Consider the following 25981-nt stretch of genomic DNA (forward strand, 5'->3'; position numbering starts at 1 on the left):
TGAACTGATAAAGAGGAAACTATGTAGGGTATCAAGTGTTTAGGTAAGGAATGGGTACTAGTTTATGTTAGATGAAATAAACGGTTACCTAGTTTTGGAGGAGATTTAGGGTGCGTTTAGTCTTATCAGGATATTATGGTTTTTATAATGTTGGAGACGAGGCGATTCTACAATCAATTATTGAATCGTTAAGTAAAGAGAACCCGGATATAGAACTAGTAGTACTATCAAATGATTCTAAATATACAAAGGAAATGTATGGTGTAGAATCGGTAGATCGCTGGGATATAAAAGCTGTTTATCATGCGATAAAAAACAGTGATGGAGTTATTAGCGGTGGCGGGAGCCTTCTTCAAGATCAGACAAGTACGAAGAGTATTCTATATTATACGGGTATTATGGGACTCGCTCGATTATTAAAAAAGCCGTATTATATTTATTCACAAGGAATAGGTCCAATTACAAAAGGATATAATCGTCTATTAGTAAAATGGAACTTGTCAAAAGCTTCCTATGTATCAGTTCGAGATGAGGATTCGTTTTTATATTTAAAAGAACTTGGCATAAAAAACGATATTGAAATTGTTCCAGACCCTGTTTTAACATGGAAACGGACAAAACAATCGGATTGGTTGCAAAAGCATTCGATACATGGAAAAGTAATTGCGGTTAGTGTGCGTTATTGGAATGCAAAAGAAGATTATATAAAAAAATTAGCTGCGGCACTAAAAAAATTAAAGCAAGAAGGATACCAAATTCTATTTGTTCCAATGCATGAGCCATTTGATCAAAAAGCTTCGCGTGAAGTAGTAGACTTAATGGGAGAAGAGACGTATATGCTTCCGTATAAAATGGATATCGACGAGAAAATATTCATTTTATCACAATGTTCATTACTAATTGGTATGCGTCTTCATGCACTTGTTTTTTCTGCCGTAGCCAAAACTCCAATGGTCGGGATTTCATACGATCCGAAAATTGATTCGTTTTTAAGTCAAGTGAATCAGCCAGTTATAGGGAGTGTGGATGGCGAATGGAGTGCTGAGTATTTATATGAAATTGCGAAAAAGCAATTAATGCAACAAGGAACTGTGCAGCAAGAGTTACAATTGACAATAGATGAGCTTCGGTTGCAAGGCAAACAGGCAACAAAGAAACTCATTGATCATATGGAAAAAGGCACTTTATTAAAAAAGTAAAGTGTCTTTTATTTTTGTTTTGAATTTAATGAAAATTCTAATTACAAAAACGTTTTATTTTAATTCCTATTTATTATGCTAAAATGATTGCGATTATTATATAATCAAATTTGTGATAATAAATTCGTAGATTACGAGGAGGGTAAACTTGAAGACTTTTTCAAAAGGTATAACAGCAGTGGCATTAACGGGATCATTACTTTTAACTCCTATTTCAAGTTATGCGGCAAATGATGATATTACAGGACATATGTTTGAGACGAATATGCGCTCACTTATTACTAAAGGAGTTTTAATGGGGTATGGAGACAATGTATATGCGCCTGATAAATTAGTAACAAGAGCAGAGTTTGCTACATTCATAGCAAGGGCTTTAAATTTACCGAAAGCTGATTCGAATTTCGAGGATGTGCCGAAGACTTACGGTTTATATGATGGTGTAAGTAGAGCATATGGAGCGAAAATTATTAATGGTCGTACGAACGAGACATTCTCACCAAATGATGTGATTACACGTGAAGAAATGTCGATAATGGTAAAGCGAGCGTTAGACTATAAAAATATTAAAGTAGCTGTAAGTCCGCTTACCTTTACTGATAAAGATAGTATTAACTATAAAGAGCATGTACAAGTTATGGTGGCCACTCAAATTATTAAAGGGTATCCAGAAGATAATACATTTAGACCACATTTATCAGCTACAAGAGGGATGGCTTCAGCTATGTTGGATCGTATGCTTCAGACGATTGAAAAAAACGGAAATAGCAATCCTGTAGAAACTAAGAAATATGTTGTGACAAATGTAAGAGAAAACGGAACAGAGCAAGAAGTAGAGCGCTATAATACGTATAAAGAAGCGGTTACGGCTGCTCAAAATAAAGGTATGAATGCGGTAAAATACGAGAACGAATTTTTATGGATTAAAGATGGTTTTGCAAGTGCGAAAAGAATAACTGGGCAAAACATCATTAATATTTATGATGAGAATTTGTCAACAGTATATACGTATATTCAGTATGGAACAGAATTGAAAGTGTTAGAAGTTGGCGAAGATCGTGTGAAAGTTCAACTTTCTGGTTTAACAGGTTATGTGAAGAAGAATGAAATCACTTTAATTCCTACAAATGAAATGAAACAGTCGTCTTATTATGTGAAATCAGATGGATATTTATACCATAAATATTATACATATAATACAAGTTCACCTGGATATACAGAATTTAGATATGGTGTGGCACCTTCTTTCATGAAGCAAGGACAGCAAATGTATAGTGTAGATGGAAAGACATTTGGAGACGAAACTTTCTATCAATATTTCAATTATTTATCATTACGTTCGAAAACAGATTATACAGCTGAACAACTAGATAGTTATGTGAAATCGATTAAGCCAGACTCTCCATTAATTGGTTTAGGAAAGAAATTTAAAGAAGTAGAAAGCAAGTATAATGTAAATGCACTATTCTTATATTCATTAGCAATTCATGAAAGTTATTATGGAACAAGCGCTCTTGCAAAAGACAAAAATAATTTATTTGGTTTAAAAGCAACAGACGATAGTCCGTATGGTAACGGAGAAGCATTCAATTCAAAAGAAGATTGTATTGAACATGCAGCAAAATTATACATGAATGAAGGATATTTAAATCCAGGACATTGGCGTTATACAGCAACATATACAGGTGATAAAGCTGCTGGTTTAAATGCGAAATATGCATCTGATGCGAACTGGGGTAAAAAAGTAGCGGGGCATATGAACCGTTTTGATTCTTATTTAGGTAAAAAAGAATACAACAAGTACAAACTTGCACGTGTGATGAATAACGTGGAAGTGAAAAAGAATCCTAGTATATCAAATGAGCGACTGTATCGTTTAAATACAAATGTAGTTGTCACAGTTACTGGTGAAGAGATAATAAATGGAAAAGCGTGGGTTAAAGTTATTTCAGATAATCCTACTGTAACAGAAGCGTATATTGCAAAAGAAAGTTTAGAATACGTAAAACATTAATTAAATAAAAAAGAAGGTGCTACTAATATTTCGTAGCACCTTCTTTTGATCCCGCATTAACGGGCAGTAATCCCCCACCTCAAAATTCAGTGGAAGCAAGGAAGTTAGGTGGGGGATGAACTGCCCGTAAAAGCCCGATTGGTTCAACTAATAATCAGTGGGGGATGAACAACCCCCCCACTGATTAAAGTTTCACTTTATTCAATTTCAAAATCAACAATGATATAAGCGAGTATAACAACGAAGAAAATACTAACGGCTGGCGCTGTTAATACGTGGCCAGACATAAAGCCAATGCCAAGTGATAGAACGAGTGTGCTCGCTAATAGCATATACTTTACGCTCATGATTTTCTTAAAGTTTGTGATCATGCGGATAAATAATTTAATACCAAAGTATAGAAGAGGTATTAAGTAAATAAGGAAACCGACAATTCCAAAGGCGAAAAATAGGTCATGGAAGTCCATTTCAATTAATTTAATTTTATCTGTGTAGTTACCAGCGTAACCCATTCCGAATAGTTTTTGTGAAAGCGGTGCGTCTTTATAGTATTGTTTGTATGTTTTTAAGAATTTGTCGCGATCACTGTAAATTAAACTTTTTACTTCAGAATCTGTAAGTTCACCTTTTGCATGTTTTTTTGCATCTTCTGGATCTGCTTTAATTACTTTTCCTTCTTTTCGATCTTTCTCTTCTTGCACTGATTTTTTGTATTCGTATATTTGCATGTGAATGCCCATATTTTTTGCGATAGGAGTATGCGGTGTAAGAGCGATTAAACCTCCTAGTATAACTGCGACAACAACGGTATTTACAATATGTGTGAATCCTTTTCCTTCTTTTTTACGATTTATCATATATTCAATGAATGAGAAGAAAAGTGCTACGCCTAATGTAATAACAATTGCGCCATATCCGACTTTCGTTCCGACCATAATACTTGCATACATCGCAAGTATTGTTGGAATCCAGTAATATATTTTCGAGAAAGAAGTTGTTTTATGAATCGAATATAAGACAATGATTGGGAACATAATGGCGAAAAGAGAACTTAAATCATTTCCAGCGAAGAACCAACCTCTTGAACCGATTTTTGAGTGAGGATAGCTTGGGAAATCCGTTCCAGTTTGCATTGCGACAATCATTGTAATGCTTAAAATTAAAGTTGCATATAAGAAATATGTAATGATTTTATGAAATACATACTCTTTATTTTTTAGCTCTTTAAAGGCGATAATATATCCAAACAGTAGCACAATTGGATATACGCTCTTTAAGATGAATTTAACTTCTTCTCCAAATGAAACTGGAGATTTAACCATCATATTATTTACAAGACCAATTGCGAGTGCGATTCCGAGTAAGCATAAATAGAGGATGTACTTTTTCGCATCTTGTTGTTTGTGATGAAGAAGTAGGTACCCTAATGCAAGAAGCATAAAGGCGAAACGGACTACAACTCCAACTGTTGCGCTCATGTGTAGTATATAGATTGAAAAAGATGTTAATAAATCTAAAATTGGTTGAAACACAATGAATAGCAATAGGAAATGTGGGAAGTAGTTATCCGTTTGTTTCAACTTATTAACCATATGTTCCTCCAGTTCTTCATTCCTTTATTACAACACCCAAAAGATGGGTATAAAGCCTTTTTTACATAGTAAGGCGAATGAATTTCAATATTTGTTTTTTATCAAACTTAAGAATACACCATTTCATTGTAATGGTAAATAGATGAAAAGCATGGATAAACCGACTTTAATTTCTATATTTTTCAACGGAATTGTATGTTTTATACGGTAAATGTACAAATTGCGAGATTATTAGACAGAAAATTGAGAAAAAAGAAGGATTTTTCAGTGGTTTTCTATAATTATATAAGTATAATCTTTATGGAGAAAAGAGGGGTATATATAATGGAAATAACAAGTAAAACAGAATCTGTCGTTGTGAAATATGAAGGCCACGTTGCAACGGTTATGGTCAATCGCCCAGAGGTGTTAAATGCGTTGGATGAGCCGACCTTAAAAGAGTTATTACAAAAGTTGAAAGAAGTAGCGGAAAGTTCTGCGCATATCGTTGTGTTATGCGGGAACGGCCGTGGTTTTTCTGCGGGTGGGGATATTAAATCGATGCTTTCAAGTAATGATGAAAGTAAGTTTGATGGCATTATGAATACCATTTCTGAAGTTGTCGTGACATTATATACGATGCCAAAGCTTGTTATTAGTGCAATTCATGGACCGACTGCAGGTCTTGGGTTAAGTATTGCGTTAACAGCTGATTATGTAATGGCGGATATATCATCTGTTATTGCAATGAACTTTATTGGAATCGCTTTAATTCCAGATGGAGGCGGTCATTTCTTCCTTCAAAAGCGTGTCGGTGAAAATATGACGAAGCAAATTATTTGGGAAGGTAAGAAGTTATCAGCGACAGAAGCGCTTGATATCGGCTTAATTGATGAAGTAATCGGCGAAGATTTCCAAACGGCTGTGAAACAAAAAATTAATGAATGGTCACAAAAACCGATTAAAGCAATGATTCAAACGAAGCAAATTTTATGTGAAGTAAATCGCTCTAATTTAGAGCAAACATTGCAATTAGAAAAGCGTGGTCAATATGCAATGAGACAAACAGCGGATCATAAAGAAGGAATTGCTGCGTTTTTAGAGAAACGTTTACCAGCATTTAAAGGGGAATAAAGTTTGTCCATTCCTCACTAATTATTAGCTCGTTAATTCGGGATAAAGGGGAGAAAGTGCTAACACATTTTAGTATAATTGTGTTAGCACTTTTTTTTAGGAGTAATACATGAAGAAAATAATTGGTGTTATCACTATTATTCTGCTTACATATTCTGCTTTACATAGTACACCATCTTTGGCAGTTCGGACTGCGTTATTTTTTGAGGGACATCCAAGTGTTGCATTTTCTGACGGGGTGACGAAAGAAAAAGATGTGAAAAAAGAAGCGATTCCAGATGAGTACCAAACTCTATATGGTAAGGAAGAAAACTTAGAGCACTATTTCTTTCCGCATGTAAGAGCACATGGATCAGGAATTGATATGTTAAGTGCGTGCGTGAAGAAAAAATGGTTTTTCTATAAAGCAGAGCTCGGATGTTATTAAATATAGGAGGATGAATGATGTCAGCATATAACAAGTTAGTAAGAGATCGTGTTCCAGAGAAGATTTTAATGTCTGGAAAAACATATACAGCACAAAAATTAACAGGTCAAGCATACATACAAGCTTTAGCGAAAATTGGAACGGAAGAAATTCGTGAATTTGCTTCTATGAAAGAACGAGAACATGCGCTAGATTCTCTTGCGGATGCGCTAGAAGTTATCATCTCATTAGCACGTGCAGAAGGTGCATCGATTGAAGATGTAGAACGCCTTCGTAAGCAAAAAGAGATAGAGCGCGGTGGATTTGAAAGAGGGATTTATTTATTAGACGTTTCAGAAGAATAGTTTTATAGGAAAAGCATAGCGTTACTGAGTAACGCTATGCTTTCTTGTTGCAATGAAGCTAATAATGAAGAAGATAGCTGTTAATATCCAGCCGATTGTAATAGAAGTAGTAGTATGAACGGCATAAGAGATTTGTAAACAAAATAATGATGCTAAAAACCAAATGAGTGCAATGTGTATATATTTTTTTGATATATTCATATTTCAAGGCTCCTTTTGTATACTAAAAAGAATTTTACTACAATTTAGAAAATTAGGCCATATAAGTAGAGGTTTTCTGGCGAATTTTGTATACTGAATAGTAGAGAAAATGAGGAGGAAACGACAATGGCACACCATACGAAAGAAACGATGGAACTGATTAAGGAGCTTGTCTCTATTCCAAGTCCATCTGGAAATACAGCAAAAATTATTAATTTCATTGAAAACTATGTCAGTGAGTGGAACGTAGAAACGAAACGTAATAATAAGGGAGCTCTTATTTTAACGGTAAAAGGGAAAAATGATGCACAGCACCGCTTATTAACGGCACACGTTGATACGTTAGGTGCGATGGTGAAAGAAATTAAGCCTGATGGTCGCCTGAGTCTTTCTATGATTGGTGGATTTCGCTGGAACTCTGTAGAAGGGGAATATTGCGAAATTGAAACATCAAGTGGCAAGACATATACAGGAACGATTTTAATGCATCAAACATCTGTACATGTATATAAAGATGCAGGTGAAGCAAAACGCGATGAGAAAAATATTGAAGTTCGTATTGATGAGCGCGTATTTTCAGCTGATGAAGTACGCGAATTAGGAATTGAAGTAGGAGACTTCGTTTCATTTGATCCGCGCGTTCAAATTACAGAGAGTGGATACATAAAATCACGTCATTTAGATGACAAAGTAAGTGTTGCAATTTTATTAAAATTAATTAAAAGATTACAAGATGAAAACGTAATATTACCATATACGACGCATTTCTTAATTTCTAATAATGAAGAGATTGGATACGGTGGTAACTCTAACATTCCAGAAGAAACTGTTGAATACTTAGCAGTTGATATGGGAGCGTTAGGTGATGGACAAGCATCTGATGAATATACAGTATCTATTTGTGCAAAAGACTCTAGCGGCCCGTATCATTATGCACTGCGCAAACATTTAGTAGAGCTTGCGAAAACGAATCATATTGAATATAAAGTAGATATTTATCCGTACTACGGATCTGATGCATCAGCTGCGATTCGCGCGGGATTTGATGTGAAACATGCGTTAATTGGAGCGGGTATTGATTCTTCCCACGCATTTGAACGTACGCATGAAAGTTCTATTGCACATACAGAAGCATTAGTGTATGCATATGTAATGTCTAATTTAATTGAAGAATAATTTCATAGATAATAGAGAGCTGATTAAAGATATTATTTTTAATCAGCTTTTTATTTGGCAAAGCGATTAGGAGACATGTCCTAATCGCTTTTTTATCCCGCTATTTGCCGGGCAGTAAGACTCCTACCTCAAAATTCAGCGAAAGCAAAAAAGTTAGATGGGGGCGGGCTGCCCGTAAAAGCCCGATTGGTGAGGGCTGATTAAAGTTTTTTATATACATTCATTATAAGTTATATATATGCGATTTTTGTTATACGGCCGGAAACGTATTTACTATAGATATATAATGTTATACACTATGAAAGGAATTAATTAATAGTTAATATTTTTTAGTTAGCTTGATTAAAAAAATGAATGAATATGGAGTTTTGAGAGGAGATTTATTTTTCATGAAGTACAAAGCAATAGCCGCAGGTTTATTAGCAGCAAATTTACTAGCACATCCAATTAGTAGTTTAGCAGAAACGAAGAAATTTCCTGATGTTTCAGATAGTGCGTGGTCAAAAGACGCAATTTATTATTTAGTAGAGAGAAATGTAATTAACGGTATGCCAGATGGTAACTTTATGCCATACGGAAATTTAACACGCGCTCAGGCAGCAAAGATTATCGCAACAGCAATTGGTGCTAAAATAGATCCAAATGCAAAGCCGTCTTATAATGATGCAAAAAATAGTTGGGCAGCTTCATTTATTGCAGCCATGGAAAAAGAGAATATTATTAAAGGGCGAGAACCAGGAGTATTTGATCCTGAAGGAAAAGTAACTCGTGCTGAAATGGCAGCTATGCTTGTAAGAGCATATAATCTGAAAAGCAAAGTAACAGGACCAGTTCCTACAAAATTTGCTGATTTAGAGAATCATTGGGGTAAAGAAGAAGTTAATATTTTAGTAGAATTAAAACTTTCTTTAGGTACAGAGGATGGCTGGAAACCGAATGATTCTATTACGCGTGAACAAGCAGCTCAACTTACTGCGCAAACAGATAAATTTAGCAAGAATAGTGATCGTCCAGTAGAAACAAAGAAAATGTACATAGATAGAAAATTCATTACATATCACGCACCATCATTAAGTTCTGGGATTAGTGCAAATCAGCATAATCCACAAATGGTTGAAATTAAAGAAGAGCGAGATGGATGGATCAAAATTGCAACAAGTAAAGGTGATAAATGGACACCTTTAGTAGAGAAAACAGAAGTTATTAATGAAGGATTTACTACTTATGCAGAAGCTTCTTCTTCTTCAAAAGTAATGGGAACACATAACGCACAGCAAGTAACTGTTATTGAAGAGAACGGCAGCTGGATTCGTATCCGCATGGGCGCTGGTTTCCAATGGGTTAATAAAAATCAATTAAATCCAGTGAAGCAAGGTAACTTCTTAGAGGGCAAAGCGATTATCATTGATCCAGGTCATGGTGGAGTTGATTCAGGTAATCCAGGTTATTATGAGAAAGAAAGTGAAACTGTATTAGATGTATCATTGCGATTACAGAAGATATTTGAGAAAAAGACACCATTTACTGTGTTATTCACTCGTACAGATGATACACGTCCAGGAACAAGTGCTTCTGATTCTTTAAAGAAACGTGTAGAATTTGCTCAAAAAAATAATGGGGATATTTTTGTAAGTATCCATGGTAATGGTACGGAAAGTAAAAATGGGCAAGGTACAGAAACGTTTTACTATGAATCAGCGACAGCAAGAGGAACAAATCCTAACGTATCAGAAAGTCGTTTACTAGCAGAAAAAATTCAAGAGCGTCTTGTAGATGCACTGGGAACAAAAGATCGTGGTGTGAAAAAAGGCGATTTATACGTAATTAGAGAAAATACAATGCCAGCTGTATTAGCAGAATTAGCATTTGTAGATAATAAAAGTGATGCAGATAAAATAGCTACACCAGCGCAGAGACAAAGTGCAGCGGAAGCAATTTATCAAGGTATTTTAGATTACTATGAAGAAATGGGTAACAACGTGTCTTCTTTCCGTTAATAAATAATAAGAGATTGCCATTGGCAGTCTCTTTTATTTATTAACGTTTCTCTTTATTTCCGGCATATGATATCATTTAATTTTATATACAAAAGAAAAGTATTTGAGTAATTGTAATCAGAACAATTTTAAACGATAGAGGATGATAATAGATTGAATAATCATAGTAAAACACCTGCCTGTATATATACGTATGCATTTCGTGAGGAGGAGCGTGCTTTATGTTACTTGGAAATGCGCTCGTTCTTTGGAATGGAGTCCCACGTTAATATTTTAAAAAGTGATGTCAAAATTGACCCGAGTAGAAGTGCGTTTATAAAAGAGCGCGTTGAGGTTATGTATGAAGGGGACGACTTAGAAAGTATCTTAAAACAAGTGGAACAAATTGATTTGGCGGGAGCGACATTTAAAGTTATCTTCGTTAAAATCAATGACCTCGTTGGAGAGAATAAAATTGAATATGGAGAAAGACGTCTTATTGAACGAGACCTCGGCATGCATATTGAAGGAGAAGCGGATGTTCGTAATCCAGAGCGTGTATTCGGGATTGTTCCTCTTGGAGGACGCTGGTACTTCGGGCACTATGTAGAAAGCGAACCCGTTTGGTATCATCACATAAAAAAACCGCATAGTTATTCGACATCTCTTAGCACACGTGTTGCGAGATCAGTTGCAAATATCGCTGTACCAAATCCAGAGGGAGTACGAGCAATTGACCCGTGCTGCGGTATTGGAACAGTAGTAGTAGAAGCACTTTCTATGGGGATTAACATCGTTGGTAGAGATATAAATCCACTTGTAGTTCTTGGAACGAGAAAAAATATCGCGCATTTCGGATTTGAAGGAACAGTAACAAAAGGTCCAATCGAGGAAATTACTGAGAACTACGACGTTGCCATTATCGATATGCCGTACGACCTATTTACGCACGCCACACCAGAAGATCAACTATCAATTCTCTCAAGTGCACGCCGCATCGCGAAAAAAGTAGTCGTTGTCACGATGGAAACAATGGACGACATGATCCATGAAGCAGGATTTGAAATTACAGATCGCTGTATTACAAGAAAAGGGTCATTTACTAGACAGATTCTTGTTTGTGAATAAGAAAGAAAGGTCACCCGTTTGGGTGACCTTTTTTGTTTGTATTGATGTGTAATTGGTTGGTGGTTTAGGTAGATGAATTAGCGAAATTTGTCGGTAAGTCGATATTGCATGTCGAATCGCCGATAAATTTAAAAAATCGCTGATAAATTTAAAAAATCGCTGATATATTCCGAGAATCGCCGATATCGTTACATTAGAATGTTACTGTTCTTTTAATTTCTCTTGTTGTGCAAGTAGTAAATTGCGCAAGATGTGTCCGCGGTAACTTTCTAGTTTTCGTCCTTCATGATAGCGTACGCCTAATTTTTTTAGTTCAGCTACGTACCAGCCCTTTGTTCCGTAATACATGGGATCACTTCCTTTTTGCTTTTGAACAGTATATGTTGGGGGGCGAAGTAACTTTACATTGAAAATAATAATGGTAAAAGGAATCCTACATGTGTGTACGAGAGGAATTGCAAAGTTATCGAGGTGTTTTATAACGTAACATCCAAGCCGTGTATAAAAAAGTAGACAGTTGTATATGAATTTGTTGAAAAAAGAATACACATTACTGAGGGGATTTGAAAAAAGTAATGCTATACGATTTGGCATGATACTTGCGTTGGAAATAGTATCAACGTATAGGGGAGAGATAGAAATGAAGGTTAGTAAAGTGTACACGACAATTGATGCTCACGTAGCTGGGGAACCGCTTCGAATTATTATGGGCGGAGTGCCAGAAATAAAAGGAGAAACGCAGCTGGAAAGACGCGTCTACTGCATGGAACATTTGGACCACCTTCGTGAGGTTCTTATGTATGAACCGAGGGGGCATCACGGGATGTATGGTTGTATTATTACCCCGCCTGCAAGTGCTCACGCTGATTTTGGCGTATTATTTATGCACAATGAAGGCTGGAGTACGATGTGTGGGCACGGTATTATCGCTGTTATTACAGTTGGAATTGAAACGGGTATGTTTGAAGTAAAGGGGGAAAAACAAAAGTTTATTATTGATAGCCCGGCTGGGGAAGTCATTGCGTATGCAAAATATAACGGGAGCGAAGTAGAGTCCGTATCATTTGAAAATGTTCCTTCATTTGTATACAAAAAAGACGTTCCTATTAAAATAGATAACTATGAATTTCAAGTAGATATCGCGTTTGGCGGAGCTTTTTATGCGGTAGTAGACTGTAAAGAATTTGGCTTGAAAGTCGATTTCAAAGACTTATCTGCTATTCAAGCGTGGGGCGGTAAAATTAAGCACTACATCGAGAGCAAAATGGAAGTGAAGCATCCACTTGAAGAAGGATTAAAAGGGATATACGGCGTTATTTTTTCAGATGAACCGAAAGGGGAAGACGCAACTTTACGAAATGTAACAATCTTTGCTGATGGGCAAGTAGACCGTTCTCCTTGCGGTACAGGAACTTCTGCGAGAATCGCAACTCTTTTTGAAAAAGATGCTTTACAAAAGGGAGAAATTTTCGTCCATGAATGCATTACTGACGGGAAATTCGAGGGGGAAGTATTGTCGGTAACCGCAGTAGATACATATGAAGCTGTCGTTCCAAAAGTAACGGGGCATGCCTTTATTACAGGATTTCATCAGTTCGTTGTAGACCCGAGAGATGATTTGAACCGTGGATTTTTGTTAGGATAGAAGGAGGGGGTGGAAAGATATGCTAGTCATAAGTGCGAACGAACAAAGAAACTTAGTAAATATGAATGAAGTTATTGAATACGCGGCGCTTGCTTTAAAAGAATTTTCCGCAGAAAGAACAATCACGCCAATTCGAGGTTCATTACCATTTGCGAACGAGAAAAATACGGCATTAATTATGCCTTCAGTAGCGGAAGGGCTTGAGGCACTTGGCTTAAAAGTAGTAACAGTAGTCCCCGAGAACAAAAAGGTAGGAAAGAAAACGATCAACGGGATTGTGATGCTATCAGACTTTCAAACGGGAGAACCGCTCGCACTTTTAGAAGGATCGTACTTAACGATGATTCGAACAGGCGCCTTATCAGGAGTAGCGACAAAATATTTAGCTCGTCATAACGCAAAAACTTTATGTATCATCGGGACGGGTGAACAGGCGAAGGGAATTGCTGAAGCTGTATTTGCGGTAAGAGCTATCGAAAAAGTCATTTTATACAATCGAACAGAAGAAAAGGCGTATGTATTTGCGGAGTATATACAAGAGAGATTCAACAAACCTGCATATGTTCACACAAATGCAAATGAAGCAATAAGCGAAGCAGACATCATCGTCACAACTACGAACGCATCCACACCAGTCTTCTCAGAAAAACTACAAAAAGGCGTCCACGTAAACGCCGTCGGCTCATTCAAACCGAGCATGCAAGAACTACCCTCACATGCCATAGCTAAAGCAAACAAAGTAGTAGTCGAATCAAAAGAAGCAGCACTAGACGAAACAGGAGACCTTCAAGTTCCAATAAAAGAAGGGCTATTCAAAGCAAACGCCATTCACGCTGAACTTGGTCAAATTATAAGCAAAGAAAAAGCTGGACGCGAAAATGATGAAGAGATTACTATTTTCAAATCAGTTGGTTTGGCGGTAGTAGATATTATCGTTGCGAAGTATTTGTATGAGAGAGCGGTGGAGCAAGGAGTAGGGAATAAGATTGAGTTTTGAGGGACTGCCTTTTGGTGGTCTTTTTTGTCAGGATGGGTGTGCTAGTATTTATAATTAAATACTTTTAATATTATGTTTAAATATATGAATTCTGCGCGGACATCACATCATTCATTCAATTGGTGTATGAAAAAAGCTGTACCTCTAATAATTAGAGGTACAGCTTTTTACCATTCACGCCATTCTTCTGTTATATCTTCTTCAGATTCTAGACCAGCTATTCGTGCTGCTGTATCGATAAATTCATAGAGATCTTCTCTTTCCATTGTTTCGATAAAATGGTCATGTTCGATATTTAATTCATTTAATTTAATAACTACCTCTTTAACAACTTGCATTACTTCGACTTCGGTTGGATTCTCTCCTAATCGCTGTAAGTTGTTAATGTAAGTGTCAAGAACTGTATTTGTTGCACTTATATTTTCTTCAGTAAAAAATTCCCCATCTTCATCATACTCAACCCATGAGGTTGTTGGTTTATTTTTTTTCAATTCATCAAATGTCATGATAACCTCCTAAATGTGTTTTTTGTCTTTAATCCCATTCTACATTTTCGATCATATAAAACAATCATTTTAGAGGGATTTTCTGTAAGTTGATAGTTTTTTAACTCATTTTATGAGGCTACTTATTCGTGGTCTTTTTATTTTCTCCTCCGCATAAATATAGTTTATCCCGCATTAACGGGCAGTAAGACTCCCACCTCAAAACTCGGCGAATGCGGAGGAGTTAGGTGGGAGTCGGGCTGCCCGTAAAAGCCCGATTGGTTCAACTAATAATCAGTGGGGGATGGACAAACCCTCCACTGATTAAAGTTTCACTTTATCGCAAGAATGCATGAATAGATTAAAAACTTTCTATCTTTGGGAAAAAGTTTGACAATACATACGGGTAGTGGTAATTTAAAACCTATAAGAAAACTCGGTATTAATTCCAAGTTTTCTTATAGGTGTAAATAGTCGAGAGGGGTCGAAATATGAAGAAGAAGTTGTTTGTATTACCATTTGTCCTACTATTATTTATTGCATTAGCTGCTTGTTCAGGGGAAAAAGATTCGAAGCAAGCGAGCACTAGTAAATCAGGGACTCCGAAAGACGGAGGGGCGTTAACGATTGGTGTTAGCGATAATCCAGATACGATGAATCCGCTTTATGCGAATGATCGTGTGTCATTAACTGTGCAGCAGGCTTTATATGCGCCGCTATATCATATGGAAGACGGTAAGAAAAAGTTTGTTCTTGCTGAGAGCTTTACGCCTTCAGAAGATCAATTAACGTGGACACTGAAGTTAAAAGATAATTTGAAATGGCATGATGGTAAGAAAATTACATCAGACGATATAGCATTTACATTCCAATCTATTTTAGATGAGAAGCAAAATAGCTCAAGTCGTGAAAACTTTATTTTTAAAGGAAAGCCGCTTGAGGTGAAAAAGGTAGATGAGTTAACAACTCAATTCGTTTTACCACAAGTAAGCGCATCTTTCGAAGGTGTGATGAATGATTTCTTCCCGATTCCGAAACATGTATTTGAAGGGGAAGCAGATTTAGCGAAGAGTAAGAAAAACTTACAACCTGTAGGGTCAGGTCCGTTTAAGTTTAAAGAATATAAATCAGATGAGTACGTTGCATTAGATCGATTCGATGGTTATGTAGGTGGGAAAGCTAAATTAGACTCTATCGTATACCGAGTTGTAAAAGACCGTAATACAGCAAGTGTTTCACTGCAAAATGGTCAAATCAACATGAAGATGATTGAGCCGCAAGACTTTAAGAAATTAGAAAGCACTGGGAACTTCTCAATGGTGACATTCCCTGAAGGTAGATTATTCTACTTATCTTATAACATGAATACTGATCTTATGAAGAAAAAAGAAGTGCGTCAAGCAATTGCGCATGCGTTAGATAAAAAAGAAATGATTAACTCAGCATTCGTTTCAGGTGAATTTGCAGAACCAGCAAATTCAATCTTAACGCCAGACGCTATGTATTATGCGAAAGATATTAAAGACTATAAGTATGATAAAAAAGAAGCGAAAGATTTATTAGCAAAAGCTGGCGTGAAAGATAAAGAAAAAGTACGTGTGATGTATGTAACGAATAATAAAATCATGGAAAGCTTAGCGCTTTATACACAACAAAAATTAAAAGAAGTTGGCTTAGAAGTTGAACTAAATGCATTAGATGCTAGTGCGGCAAGTGAAAAAGGCTTAGATAAAGAGAATAAAGAATATGACATTACATTTGGTGGTTACATAATGGGACCTGAGCCAGATTCATATAAGAGCTTATTCTTAAGCAATGCTGAATACAACTATGCACGTTATAAAAACGCTGATTTCGATAAGTTATGGGAAGAAGCTGCAGTTGAAACAGATAAAACAAAACGTGCAGAGCTATACCATAAAATTCAAGAAACAGCTAGAGAAGATGTACCTTATCTACCAATCGCATATCCGAAAGCAGTTATTGCAGTAGATAAAAAGTTTGATGGATTAAAAGAAGCAAAAGCAATTCCTGTCACAATGTTTGAAGATCTATCTAAGATTTATGAAGTGAAATAAGAAACAATAAAGAAGCTGGTGGAAATCAGCTTCTTTAGCTTGAGGGGGGAAGTTTGTGTATAAAGTAATTGCGAAGAGGCTTTTAAATGCAATTCCGCTTTTATTTGTTATTTCTATTATTTCTTTTCTATTAATAAAGCTAGCGCCGGGGGATCCTGTTCGAAACTTTGTAACGCCAAATATGAGTCCAATTGATGTGGAGCGTATTCGCAAAAGTTTAGGACTAGATCAACCAATTTACGTGCAGTATTTTTTATGGTTAAAAAACATTTTAACAGGGAACTTTGGTTACTCACTTCAAAATCATCGTCCTGTTTTAGATCTTATCGCAGAAAGATTACCCGCAACAATTGGGTTAATGGGATCATCTTTACTCGTCTCATTCGTAATCGCAATACCACTTGGACTATTTACAGGTGTGAAAAAGAATTCATTCTTTGACCGCATTGTAAACTTTATTTCATACGTTGGTATTTCTATGCCGGTTTTCTGGTTTGCACTACTATTAGTCTACTTATTCTCTTTAAAATTGAACCTACTTCCGAGTATGGGTATGCGCACCGTAGGTAAAGATTCTGTTTGGGATATTGTGCAACACGGCATTTTACCTTGTATGGTGCTAGCGTTCCAAAACGTATCTGTTTATATGAGATATATTCGTTCAAGTACGATTCAGCAATTAGAAGAAGAATATGTACAAATTCAATATGCGTACGGTGCTTCAAAGAAAACGGTTTTATTTAATCACGTACTTCGAAATGTATTAATACCAATCATTACAATTTTCGGATTATCGATTCCAAGTTTAGTAGGCGGAGCATTTATTACGGAAACAGTATTTTCATGGCCGGGTCTTGGTTCACTTGGGGTAAATGCTATTTTTAGATTTGATTATCCGATTATCATGGCAATTACATTACTATCATCATTCATGTTAATTCTCGGTAACTTAATTGCTGATATTTTATATGGCGTAGTAGATCCGCGCATTCGAATGAGGGGGTGATTTGGAATGAATAATAGGAGATTTCAAACGATAAAACATAGCTTTACGAAAAATAAGTTTGTTGCAATGGGAGTTATTATACTTGCGATTTTAACGGTCGCATCAATTTTCGCATTCGTATCGCCGTACGATCCTAGCAAAATGTCGATTCCAGATCGCTTACAAGAACCAAGTATGAGTCATCCTTTCGGAACGGATGATTACGGAAGAGATTACTTAACGAGAGCGTTATATGGCGGACGAGTTTCACTTGCGGTCGGTTTTCTTGCGATGGTTGTTTCTATTACAATCGGTACCGCAGTTGGAACAATTAGCGGATATTTTGGCGGAAAGTTAGACAACTTCTTAATGAGGGTTGTTGAAGTACTTATGTCAATTCCATCATTCTTTTTAATGCTACTATTAAATGCGTATTTAAAACCAGGAATTACGACGTTAGTTCTTATTATCGGATTACTAACATGGATGGACACCGCCCGTATTGTAAGGGCAGAAACGTTATCTGTAAAAGAGCGTGAGTACATTTTATACGCAAAAGTATCAGGACAAAAATCACTTATGATTATTGTAAGACATATCATTCCTAACATTTTATCAACCATTATTATCGCTGCGACATTAACAATTGCGACATCGATTTTAATGGAATCATCACTTAGTTTTTTAGGTTTAGGTATTAGAGAACCAGATTCTTCTTGGGGCAGCATGCTAAACAATGCGCAAGGATATATTGGTGAAGCTTGGTATTTAACACTCTTCCCAGGATTCCTTATCCTTTTAACGGTACTTAGTTTTAACGTAATTGGTGAAGCATTGAAGAAAGCTTTCGCACCAAAAGGAGCCGGACATGAAAACTAAAGTGTTAAGTGAAGGGAGTGAGAAGCGTGTCTGAAAAACTACTAGAAGTGAAAAATTTAAAGACTTCTTTTTTCATAGAAAGTGGCGAAGTTGAAGCGGTTCGCGGCGTTACATTTCGCTTAAATAAAGGAGAAGTAGTCGGTATCGTTGGGGAATCTGGAAGCGGAAAGAGTGTAATGGCGAAGTCCGTTATGTCTCTCGTTACGTCACCAGGAAAAGTGAAAGAAGGGGAAATCCTTTTTCATAATGAAAACATACTTTCTAAATCTGAAAAAGAATTGCGTTCTATTAGAGGAAATCAAATTTCACTTATCTCTCAAGACCCAATGTCAGCGCTAAATCCGGTCGTGAAAATTGGGAAACAAATGATGGAAGTAATTATACGTCATCAAAAAGTGAAAAAGAAAGAAGCAGAGCAAATCGCGGTCAACTTGTTAAAACAAGTCGGTCTTTCTTCACCAGAAGAAAGGGTGAAACAATATCCGCATGAACTAAGCGGAGGTATGAAGCAGCGAGTTATGATCGCAATGGCGATGTCTTGTAACCCTGACCTTCTCATTGCGGACGAACCGACGACAGCACTTGATGTAACGATACAAGCACAAATACTAGATTTAATGACAAACTTAAAAAACGAAACGAACATGGCGTTACTTCTTATTACGCATGACTTAGGAATAGTCGCACAAAACTGTACACGCGTTATCGTTATGTATGGCGGACTTATTATGGAAGAAGGACCTGTACTTGATATTTTCCAATCGCCGAATCATCCATATACGAAAGGGTTATTAAACTCTCTGCCAAAAATCGCAAACGGCGTAAAAGAAAGACTTGCTCCCATTCAAGGTGTAACGCCAAACTTATTAAACCCGCCACAAGGTTGCCCATTCGCAGAGCGTTGCCCGCATGCGATGGACATTTGTGAAAAAGAACGTCCGCCATATTTTGAAATTGGAAACGAACGACGTTCCATGTGCTGGCTAAACGATAGGGCGGTAGGTGATTTTCATGCATGAAGAAAACTTAATTGAAGTTCGGAACTTAAAAAAGTATTTTCCTATTAAAAAAGGACTATTCGGCAGAAAAACAGAGCAATTAAAAGCAGTCGATGATTTAAGCTTCACTATTAAAAAGGGTGAAACATTCGGGTTAGTAGGAGAATCTGGATGCGGAAAATCAACGACAGGAAGAAGTATCATTCGCTTACACGATGTCACTTCAGGTAACGTTTTATTCGACGGAAAAGACATCGCAAGTTTAAAGGAAAGTGAACTAAAAGAATATAGAAAACGAATGCAAATCATTTTCCAAGATCCATACGCATCATTAAACCCGGCAATGAACGTATTCCAAATTATTAGCGAGCCAATGAACATTCACGGCTCTTACGAAAAAGAAGAACAAAAAGAAATCATTTTAGACCTTCTGAAAAAGGTAGGATTAAAAGAAGAACACTTATATCGCTACCCGCACGAATTTAGCGGAGGCCAAAGACAGCGCATCAGCATTGCGCGCGCACTATCTGTAAAACCAGATTTCATCCTATGTGACGAACCAATCTCAGCACTAGATGTTTCCGTCCAAGCACAAGTCGTAAACATGCTGCAAGACATCCAAGAAGAAACAGGCGTCACATATTTATTCATCGCGCATGACCTATCCATGGTAAGACACATATCAGACCGAATCGGAGTCATGTACCTAGGAAACATAGTAGAAATTGCCGACAGCGAAGACCTATACACAAAACCGGCACATCCATACACACAAGCACTACTCTCATCTATGCCAGAACCAGATCCAACAAACATAGGAAAAGAACGGATCATCCTAGAGGGAGAAGTGCCAAGCCCACTAAACTCACCATCCGGCTGCAAATTCAGAACGCGCTGCAAATTCGCCACTGAAAAATGCGCGCAGGAAGTACCGAAGATGGTGGAGATTGCGAAGGGGCATGAGGTGGCTTGTCATTTGTTTTAGAGGGAGAGCACTAGGGGGGACCTGGTGCTTTTTTCTTTGCAGGGGTATTACGATTTACAAACGCTTAAAGCTGAAAAAGGAAATGTGGAAATTCCTTATGAGGCAGCAGTTGAAGAAGGTACGATTTTATTGCAAGTCACAAAAGATGATAAGGTCATTTATGAAGAAGAAGTCACTTCTCAAAAAGAAGGTTTGCTTTCTTTTGAAGCGCCAAAACCTGGGTCATATGATTTAATTGTACGCGTGAAGGGTGAAGAAGAGAAAGCGAAAGGGATTCAAATACATACGAAGCTATGAAAAAACGGCAAGCGGAGTATACTCGCTTGCCGTTTCCATTTCCAGTTGGTTCTGGCATAACAAATGCTCATCAATTTTAAAAAGTAAACGTAAAGTAATTCTAAAATATACAATATTTCACTTTCGGCGATGTAATCTCTAATAAAAGATTCAATAAATTTCATAATATAAATAATTAATTCTAATCATTAAAAATCCTACTTTTTCTTACTTTAATTGTTTCTAAAATATAAAGAAGAATACCTAAACCAAATATTTTTTCAGCATTAGAAATATTATTACCTAATTTAATAATCGGTACATTTAAGCCAAATCTTTCACTCCATTCTAAAGGCATATATCCCCTCTTGCAGTTTATTAATATACGATCATCCATTGTACGAAAAGACGTTTCGAAAAAATCAAATTCCACTTCTATCTCAGAAATTTTTATCTCTTTTTCATTCATCAAAGAACCACGTACCATTCCAAATCCTTGTATCATATTTTCTTTAAACATACCTACACAATTATAATTCGAATCATAAATAGCCCAATCATAATTTTCAACTTCACTTTGAAAATATGCAAGAATTTCTCCATCACTTGCTTCCAATCCAAAAACTTCTTTATTTTTTAAAATAGGTAATGTTGAAGAAATCATCTTTGTTCCTGCTGCATATCTTCCATCAGGAGTATATAAACCTAAATGTTTATTATTGCCGGGTAATTCTAACAAAACATAAGTATCAATATCCCAAAATGTTAAATCATTTTTAATTATATTTTTTTCTAGTAAATTTCCTTTTCTTAATTGCCAAAATCCAATACTAAAAAATACAAGAGAAGCTATAATAATTAAGATTATTGGTCCCCAATTAATATTACCCCAAGTATTATACATGCCACTTAATCCATAAAGAAAAAGCCCAGTTCCAATTAAACACTTCAACTTCCCCTTTTTTTTATAATACTCAAATAATTCCACGCAAACACCTCTATCAGTTGGTCTTAATATTTCAATTATCCTTCAAATGGGGGGCACATTACCGAAAGTAAAAAATTGTATGCTAACGGTGTAAAAACCTATTATAGCAGGTTTTATAGACGTTATATTTACCTTTATAATAAAAGAGGACGTGGAGTAACTTGATTATTCTTAATCATTCGACAAGATGCAACAATTTAATGTGGTGTTTTTTGCTATGATAAGTAAGAAATTTACATATCGTGTTATTGGGGGATAAAAAGAGATGTTGAAAAAATTTACTACATGTATTTTAGGTGGCGCTTTAGTATTCAATTTATCTGGTTGCGGCAATACATCCGACAAAACTTCTTCAGAATCTAAAGAAACCAATTCTAAACAAGAAGAAAAGAAAGTGCAAACGACTGATGAGACGAAAACGAAAGAGAATACAAAGCAGAAAAATACAGAACAAGCAAAAGAGAAATCAAAAATAAAAGAAAAAGAGTATGCTGTAAACAAGGATTTTCATACACCTAAATTTGATGTAACTGTAAAAAGAGTTGTAGAAAGAGATAAGGTTGGTAAAGAGAGTATAGGATTCCAAAAACCTGAAGATGGACATGTCTTTATTGTTGTAGAAGCAGAAGGGAAAAATATCACAAACGAACCGATGAAATTAGCCGTTTTACCATCAGTGGATTTAGTAGATGAAAATGATAATGCTTACCAAAGTGATGTGTTGGCAGCTAGTAGTTATGCGGTTGAAAAAGGCGAGACCTCTAGTATTACTAAGGGATTAAAACCAGGGGAGGTAATGAGAGAAAGTAAAGTTTATGTGATTAATAAAGAAAAATTTGATACAGGAAAATGGTATGTAGTTGTTAACCGTGAGTACAAGGAACAAATTAAATAGTGTTTATTTATTAAGAGGAGATGGCTCCTCTTTTTTTGTTACAAGTTAACACAGAATTTCGTTATAATGTAGAAATTTAATGTTTTCGAAAAAAAGAATTGACTTCTATATTAGTTGTAACTAAAATGGTTACATAATGATGTAATTAATTTAGTTACAACTAATATCTGCTAAAAATATGATTTATATATTTAATTAAGGATGGTGGTCCATACGTTGCCACCCGGTGTAGAAAGTTACTAACACATTCAAATCAATGCATATTCCAAGCTTTAGTATTTTCTGTTACGGGGCAATAAAGTGCAATGTTATCTTTTGTTAAAAATCTTGGTGGGTCTTTCTTTGGAAATATTAGTTTTGGGGAAATATAGTAAGGTATCTAAAAAAGAATAAGGTATAAAAAGATGTACCTATATAAACCAAAAATTTAGTTGAGCTGGATAATAAAAAAAAGGTAGGAGATTTAAATGGAGACGAAACAAGATAATCTTATTTACGTATGGGATGCATATTGTGGATGGTGCTATGGTTTTTCAGAAAGTATTAAAGGGTTTTACAAAAACCACACTGAAGTGCCATTAACGGTTTTATGTGGAGGGTTATTTTTAGATAATTTACCAATGAAAAACTTCTCATATATAGAAGAAGGAAATAAAAGAATTAATCAACTTACAGGTGCTGAATTTGGTCCTTCATATCAAAAATTAGTGGAGGAAGGGACTTTTAAAATGAATTCGAAAGATGCTGCAATTGGCTTTTCAGCTTTACGCTCATTAGCGCCAGACCGTTTATTAGAATTCACTTCGGCTATGCAAAAAGCGTTTTATTATGAGGGCCAAAGTCTGAGTGATCCTGAAACATATCGCAAGATTGCAATCGAGCATGGTTTAGACCCTGAACAAGTATTAGAACGTTTAAACGCTCAAGAAACAATAATAGATGTCCAAAATGATTTCAATAAAGTTCGACAGCTTGGTGTTAATAGCTATCCTTCATTACTTTTACAAAAGGATAATCAAATTATTCCTATTGGTGGTGGTGTAATGACGCCGGATAAAATTGAAGCGCGTTTTAAAAATTTATATTAAGAAAATTTAGGATATGGTAGCAAACATGTTATCTTAGGCCACCTGACATTCATCTCCGGAATATTCGCCAGTACTATTACACTTTGAGATAAATGGGAGTGGGAGATTTTATCCCGCTTTAACGGGCAGTAAGACCCCCACCTCAAAATTCAGTGGAAGCAAAGAAGTTAGGTGGGGGATCAACTGTCCGTAAAAGTCCGATTGGTTCAACTAATAATCAGTGGGGGATGAACAAAACCCCCACTGATTAAAGTTTCACTTTATCGGAACATGATAAAAATATGATAATTAGTTAATAACTTTAACAAAAGGAGAATAACATACTATGTTTAAAACAATCGATACAAATCAAAAAGATGTGAAATTAACGGTGTTTAGTTCGGACGAAAAAAGCTTTATGGTCACAGCAACATTAGTTGAGAAAGCAGGACATGCATTTTTAATAAACTCAAAATTTACGCAGTTTGATTCGAAAGAAATTGTAGAGTATTTGAAAAAAAACAACTTATCTCTAGATAAAATCTTTATTATTCATGGGGATCCAGACTACTACTTTGGATTAGAGAGCATTAAAGCCGTTTACCCAGAAGCTATAGCGTATGCTACGGAGTCTACTGTTGAACATATCGTTCATTCTGTCTTAGGGAAATTAAAAGTTTGGAAAGACGCCCTTGGAGAAAATGCACCAAGTAACGTGGTATTACCTCAAGTATTTAAAGAAAAAGCGATTGATTTTCAGGGGTTAACATTTGAACTAGTAGGCTTAGATCATTACAGAACTAGCCTATTTAATAAAGAACTAAAAGTATTAATTGGTGGTATTGATGTATTTAACGAAATACATGTATTCTTAGCGGATACTAACTCAAAAGCGGCTATGGAGGCATGGATTGAGAACTTGAAAGTATTACAAGCATTACATGCTGACATAATTGTGCCTAGCCATGGATCAATCGAAAAATCCCTAAATAATCAAGCACTTACTGCGACAATGGATTATCTAAGAACGGCGGTTCAAGCTTCTGAGGAAAGTGGAACTTCAAAAGATTTTGTGGCAAAACTTGAAGCAGCATATCCAGGCTATGCAAATAAAGGTGTATTAGAATTAAGTGCAAAAGTTGTAACAAAAGAAATGCCTTGGGGTTAATGATATGAATAAATATCAAAAACTATTACATGAAACGTATGTGTTAACTGGCGAAGGGAAATTGGATGCGTTCAAAACGTATTTAAGTGAAAATGTATCTTGGACAGAAGCTGCTGGGTTTCCATATGCAGGTACTTATATAGGTCCAGATGAAGTAGTGAAAAACGTACATGAACGTCTTGGCACGGAATGGGATGACTATAGTGCTAAAGATGAAATTTATACTTTTAATAACGATACTGTTATCGTGTATGGAAAATATAGTGGAACATATAAAGCTACAGGGAAGTCATTTGTAGCAGATTTTTGTCATCTTTATAAGTTTGATGAGAACGATAATGTTAAGAAGTTTATTCAAATTGTGGACAGTGCAACTGTTAATGAGGTATTAAGTTAGAGTTAATCGTTTCTAATATGCCTTGTATAGGGGGAGGTTAGGATAAATGAAATTCCTAACATTACCCCTGACATTACATTTTGGGGAAGGTTTCTCCTTCTTCAAGCTTTTTATAGAAGAAAACTTATTTAAGTAGAAGAGGTAGGTATATATGAAATTAGAGAAAAGTTTAATAGTAATAATTATTTCTGTGTTTATTTTAGGAATTGTATCGACTTTGATATTTCAAGCTTCCACCGGTAATAACAAAGGGAACTCAATAAAGAGCGAAAATGTCGCTTCTGTATCAAAAGAAGTAAAAGAAAATGAAAAGAATAAAAAGATGGTAGTTGATTTCTATAATGAAGTTTTTAACAAACATAATATCGATACTATCCCTAAATATGTTAGTGAAGATTATAAGCAACATAATCCTTTTGTTGCTGATGGACGAAAAGCCTTCATGGATTTCTTTAAGGAGGATTTTGTTAAAAATCCTAATTCCTCTGCAGAGATTAAACGTGTAGTAGCTGAAGGGGATACAGTTGCTCTTCATGTACATTCTCGTACTAATTCTCAAGATAAGGGAGTTGCTATAGTGGATATATTTCGTATCAAGGATGGAAAGATTGTCGAACACTGGGATGTAATTCAAGAGATTCCAAGTGAAGCAGCTAATGATAATACGATGTTTTAGTTAGAAGATATATTTAATAATTGTTTAAATGATAGTGCTGTATAGAGTTTAGAAATTTAGATAAGTAAAGGAGATGTCCTAGTACCATGCCTGGGACATCTCCTTTTTGTTTTAATGATATTTAATTTATTGTTATTTGTATTTTTTTATGTACTACTATTCAAGTACATATCATTTCAGGCGGTTTTCTTTTATCCCGCATTAACGGGCGGTAAGATCCCCATTTCAAAATTCAGCGGAAGCAAAGAAATTAGGTGGGGGGGCGGGCTGCCCGTAAAAGCCCAATTGGTGAGGG

At 35.9% G+C, this 25981-nt stretch carries 25 protein-coding genes and 1 pseudogene; 21 read left to right on the top strand and 5 right to left on the bottom strand.

From position 1 onward, the window contains the following. The first annotated feature begins 110 nt into the window (after positions 1–110). Together csaB and MHB52_RS04685 are read left to right on the top strand one after the other, a co-directional pair. Positions 111–1199 (top strand): polysaccharide pyruvyl transferase CsaB, encoded by a 1089-nt coding sequence (gene csaB / locus MHB52_RS04680; RefSeq protein WP_001241591.1) that lies wholly within the window; start codon positions 111–113, stop codon positions 1197–1199. A gap of 148 nt (positions 1200–1347) precedes the next feature. Next, the gene (locus MHB52_RS04685; protein ID WP_000847506.1) at positions 1348–3210 is read left to right on the top strand and encodes an S-layer homology domain-containing protein; all 1863 of its coding nucleotides are present in this window, start codon (positions 1348–1350) and stop codon (positions 3208–3210) included. Positions 3211–3407: 197 nt separating this feature from the next. On the opposite strand, the gene MHB52_RS04690 is transcribed toward MHB52_RS04685, so the two are convergent. Beyond that, positions 3408–4802, bottom strand: a complete 1395-nt coding sequence (locus tag MHB52_RS04690) for an O-antigen ligase family protein (protein ID WP_016117271.1) — start codon at positions 4800–4802, stop codon at positions 3408–3410. Between the two features lie 300 nt (positions 4803–5102). On the opposite strand from MHB52_RS04690, the gene MHB52_RS04695 reads away from it, so the two are divergent. The 3 genes from MHB52_RS04695 to MHB52_RS04705 all read left to right on the top strand — a co-directional run bounded on the left by MHB52_RS04695 (position 5103) and on the right by MHB52_RS04705 (position 6686). Continuing rightward, the gene (locus tag MHB52_RS04695; protein ID WP_001999174.1) at positions 5103–5915 is read left to right on the top strand and encodes an enoyl-CoA hydratase; all 813 of its coding nucleotides are present in this window, start codon (positions 5103–5105) and stop codon (positions 5913–5915) included. A gap of 109 nt (positions 5916–6024) precedes the next feature. After that, positions 6025–6342, top strand: coding sequence for a hypothetical protein (locus MHB52_RS04700; RefSeq protein WP_016117272.1), 318 nt, complete (start codon positions 6025–6027; stop codon positions 6340–6342). Positions 6343–6359: 17 nt separating this feature from the next. Next, positions 6360–6686, top strand: a complete 327-nt coding sequence (locus tag MHB52_RS04705) for a nucleoside triphosphate pyrophosphohydrolase (protein ID WP_001277350.1) — start codon at positions 6360–6362, stop codon at positions 6684–6686. A 21-nt stretch (positions 6687–6707) separates the two neighbouring features. On the opposite strand, the gene MHB52_RS04710 is transcribed toward MHB52_RS04705, so the two are convergent. Next, positions 6708–6887 carry a hypothetical protein gene (locus MHB52_RS04710; RefSeq protein ID WP_016117273.1) on the bottom strand — a complete coding sequence of 60 codons (180 nt, stop codon included), beginning with the start codon at positions 6885–6887 and terminating at the stop codon, positions 6708–6710. A gap of 126 nt (positions 6888–7013) precedes the next feature. On the opposite strand from MHB52_RS04710, the gene MHB52_RS04715 reads away from it, so the two are divergent. The 3 genes from MHB52_RS04715 (at position 7014) to MHB52_RS04725 (ending at position 11167) form a co-directional block, all read left to right on the top strand. Next, positions 7014–8063, top strand: coding sequence for a M42 family metallopeptidase (locus MHB52_RS04715; protein ID WP_016117274.1), 1050 nt, complete (start codon positions 7014–7016; stop codon positions 8061–8063). Between the two features lie 389 nt (positions 8064–8452). Continuing rightward, the gene (locus MHB52_RS04720; protein WP_000875324.1) at positions 8453–10060 is read left to right on the top strand and encodes an N-acetylmuramoyl-L-alanine amidase; all 1608 of its coding nucleotides are present in this window, start codon (positions 8453–8455) and stop codon (positions 10058–10060) included. A 153-nt stretch (positions 10061–10213) separates the two neighbouring features. After that, a complete protein-coding gene (locus MHB52_RS04725) occupies positions 10214–11167 on the top strand; it encodes a TRM11 family SAM-dependent methyltransferase (RefSeq protein ID WP_001059316.1) in 954 nt (317 codons plus the stop codon). A gap of 201 nt (positions 11168–11368) precedes the next feature. Here the strand turns inward: MHB52_RS04725 and MHB52_RS04730 are convergent, their stop codons facing one another. Continuing rightward, complete coding sequence (locus MHB52_RS04730) at positions 11369–11599, bottom strand: YflJ family protein (protein ID WP_137026075.1); 231 nt, start codon at positions 11597–11599, stop codon at positions 11369–11371. Positions 11600–11807: 208 nt separating this feature from the next. Here MHB52_RS04730 and MHB52_RS04735 point away from each other — a divergent pair, with 208 nt between their 5' ends. Together MHB52_RS04735 and MHB52_RS04740 are read left to right on the top strand one after the other, a co-directional pair. Then, positions 11808–12812 (top strand): proline racemase family protein, encoded by a 1005-nt coding sequence (locus tag MHB52_RS04735; protein ID WP_061664296.1) that lies wholly within the window; start codon positions 11808–11810, stop codon positions 12810–12812. Positions 12813–12831: 19 nt separating this feature from the next. Further along, entirely contained in the window at positions 12832–13809 is a 978-nt protein-coding gene (locus MHB52_RS04740) for an ornithine cyclodeaminase family protein (protein WP_061664297.1), read from the top strand. 167 nt (positions 13810–13976) lie between these two features. Here MHB52_RS04740 and MHB52_RS04745 read toward each other — a convergent pair whose 3' ends face one another. Beyond that, positions 13977–14315, bottom strand: coding sequence for a hypothetical protein (locus MHB52_RS04745; RefSeq protein ID WP_000141782.1), 339 nt, complete (start codon positions 14313–14315; stop codon positions 13977–13979). Positions 14316–14785: 470 nt separating this feature from the next. Here MHB52_RS04745 and MHB52_RS04750 point away from each other — a divergent pair, with 470 nt between their 5' ends. The 6 genes and pseudogenes from MHB52_RS04750 to MHB52_RS04775 all read left to right on the top strand — a co-directional run. After that, entirely contained in the window at positions 14786–16372 is a 1587-nt protein-coding gene (locus MHB52_RS04750) for an ABC transporter substrate-binding protein (RefSeq protein ID WP_061664298.1), read from the top strand. 55 nt (positions 16373–16427) lie between these two features. Next, the gene (locus MHB52_RS04755) at positions 16428–17378 is read left to right on the top strand and encodes an ABC transporter permease (RefSeq protein WP_000278771.1); all 951 of its coding nucleotides are present in this window, start codon (positions 16428–16430) and stop codon (positions 17376–17378) included. Between the two features lie 6 nt (positions 17379–17384). Next, the gene (locus MHB52_RS04760) at positions 17385–18236 is read left to right on the top strand and encodes an ABC transporter permease (RefSeq protein WP_061664299.1); all 852 of its coding nucleotides are present in this window, start codon (positions 17385–17387) and stop codon (positions 18234–18236) included. A gap of 26 nt (positions 18237–18262) precedes the next feature. Further along, positions 18263–19255 (top strand): ABC transporter ATP-binding protein, encoded by a 993-nt coding sequence (locus MHB52_RS04765; RefSeq protein WP_061664300.1) that lies wholly within the window; start codon positions 18263–18265, stop codon positions 19253–19255. Further along, entirely contained in the window at positions 19248–20219 is a 972-nt protein-coding gene (locus tag MHB52_RS04770) for an ABC transporter ATP-binding protein (RefSeq protein ID WP_000544129.1), read from the top strand. Before MHB52_RS04765 ends, MHB52_RS04770 begins: the two co-directional genes overlap by 8 nt. 21 nt (positions 20220–20240) lie before the next feature. Then, positions 20241–20516: pseudogene (locus MHB52_RS04775) on the top strand (BA_1872 family lipoprotein); the annotation flags it as partial. A 181-nt stretch (positions 20517–20697) separates the two neighbouring features. Here MHB52_RS04775 and MHB52_RS04780 read toward each other — a convergent pair. Further along, positions 20698–21483: a hypothetical protein gene (locus MHB52_RS04780; RefSeq protein WP_061664301.1), complete on the bottom strand. Its 786-nt coding sequence runs from the start codon at positions 21481–21483 to the stop codon at positions 20698–20700. A 265-nt stretch (positions 21484–21748) separates the two neighbouring features. On the opposite strand from MHB52_RS04780, the gene MHB52_RS04785 reads away from it, so the two are divergent. The 5 genes from MHB52_RS04785 to MHB52_RS04805 all read left to right on the top strand — a co-directional run bounded on the left by MHB52_RS04785 (position 21749) and on the right by MHB52_RS04805 (position 25686). Beyond that, positions 21749–22378: a hypothetical protein gene (locus MHB52_RS04785; RefSeq protein WP_016117280.1), complete on the top strand. Its 630-nt coding sequence runs from the start codon at positions 21749–21751 to the stop codon at positions 22376–22378. Between the two features lie 467 nt (positions 22379–22845). Next, positions 22846–23466 (top strand): DsbA family protein, encoded by a 621-nt coding sequence (locus MHB52_RS04790; RefSeq protein ID WP_000448622.1) that lies wholly within the window; start codon positions 22846–22848, stop codon positions 23464–23466. A gap of 325 nt (positions 23467–23791) precedes the next feature. Further along, positions 23792–24613 carry a hypothetical protein gene (locus MHB52_RS04795; protein WP_000477257.1) on the top strand — a complete coding sequence of 274 codons (822 nt, stop codon included), beginning with the start codon at positions 23792–23794 and terminating at the stop codon, positions 24611–24613. Positions 24614–24617: 4 nt separating this feature from the next. Continuing rightward, positions 24618–25010 carry a nuclear transport factor 2 family protein gene (locus tag MHB52_RS04800; RefSeq protein WP_001046365.1) on the top strand — a complete coding sequence of 131 codons (393 nt, stop codon included), beginning with the start codon at positions 24618–24620 and terminating at the stop codon, positions 25008–25010. A gap of 151 nt (positions 25011–25161) precedes the next feature. Then, positions 25162–25686: a nuclear transport factor 2 family protein gene (locus MHB52_RS04805; protein ID WP_000764220.1), complete on the top strand. Its 525-nt coding sequence runs from the start codon at positions 25162–25164 to the stop codon at positions 25684–25686. The last annotated feature ends 295 nt before the right edge of the window (positions 25687–25981 follow it).

Origin of the sequence: Bacillus sp. FSL K6-0073 (assembly GCF_038006085.1) — a bacterium.
GTDB lineage: Bacteria > Bacillota > Bacilli > Bacillales > Bacillaceae_G > Bacillus_A > Bacillus_A cereus.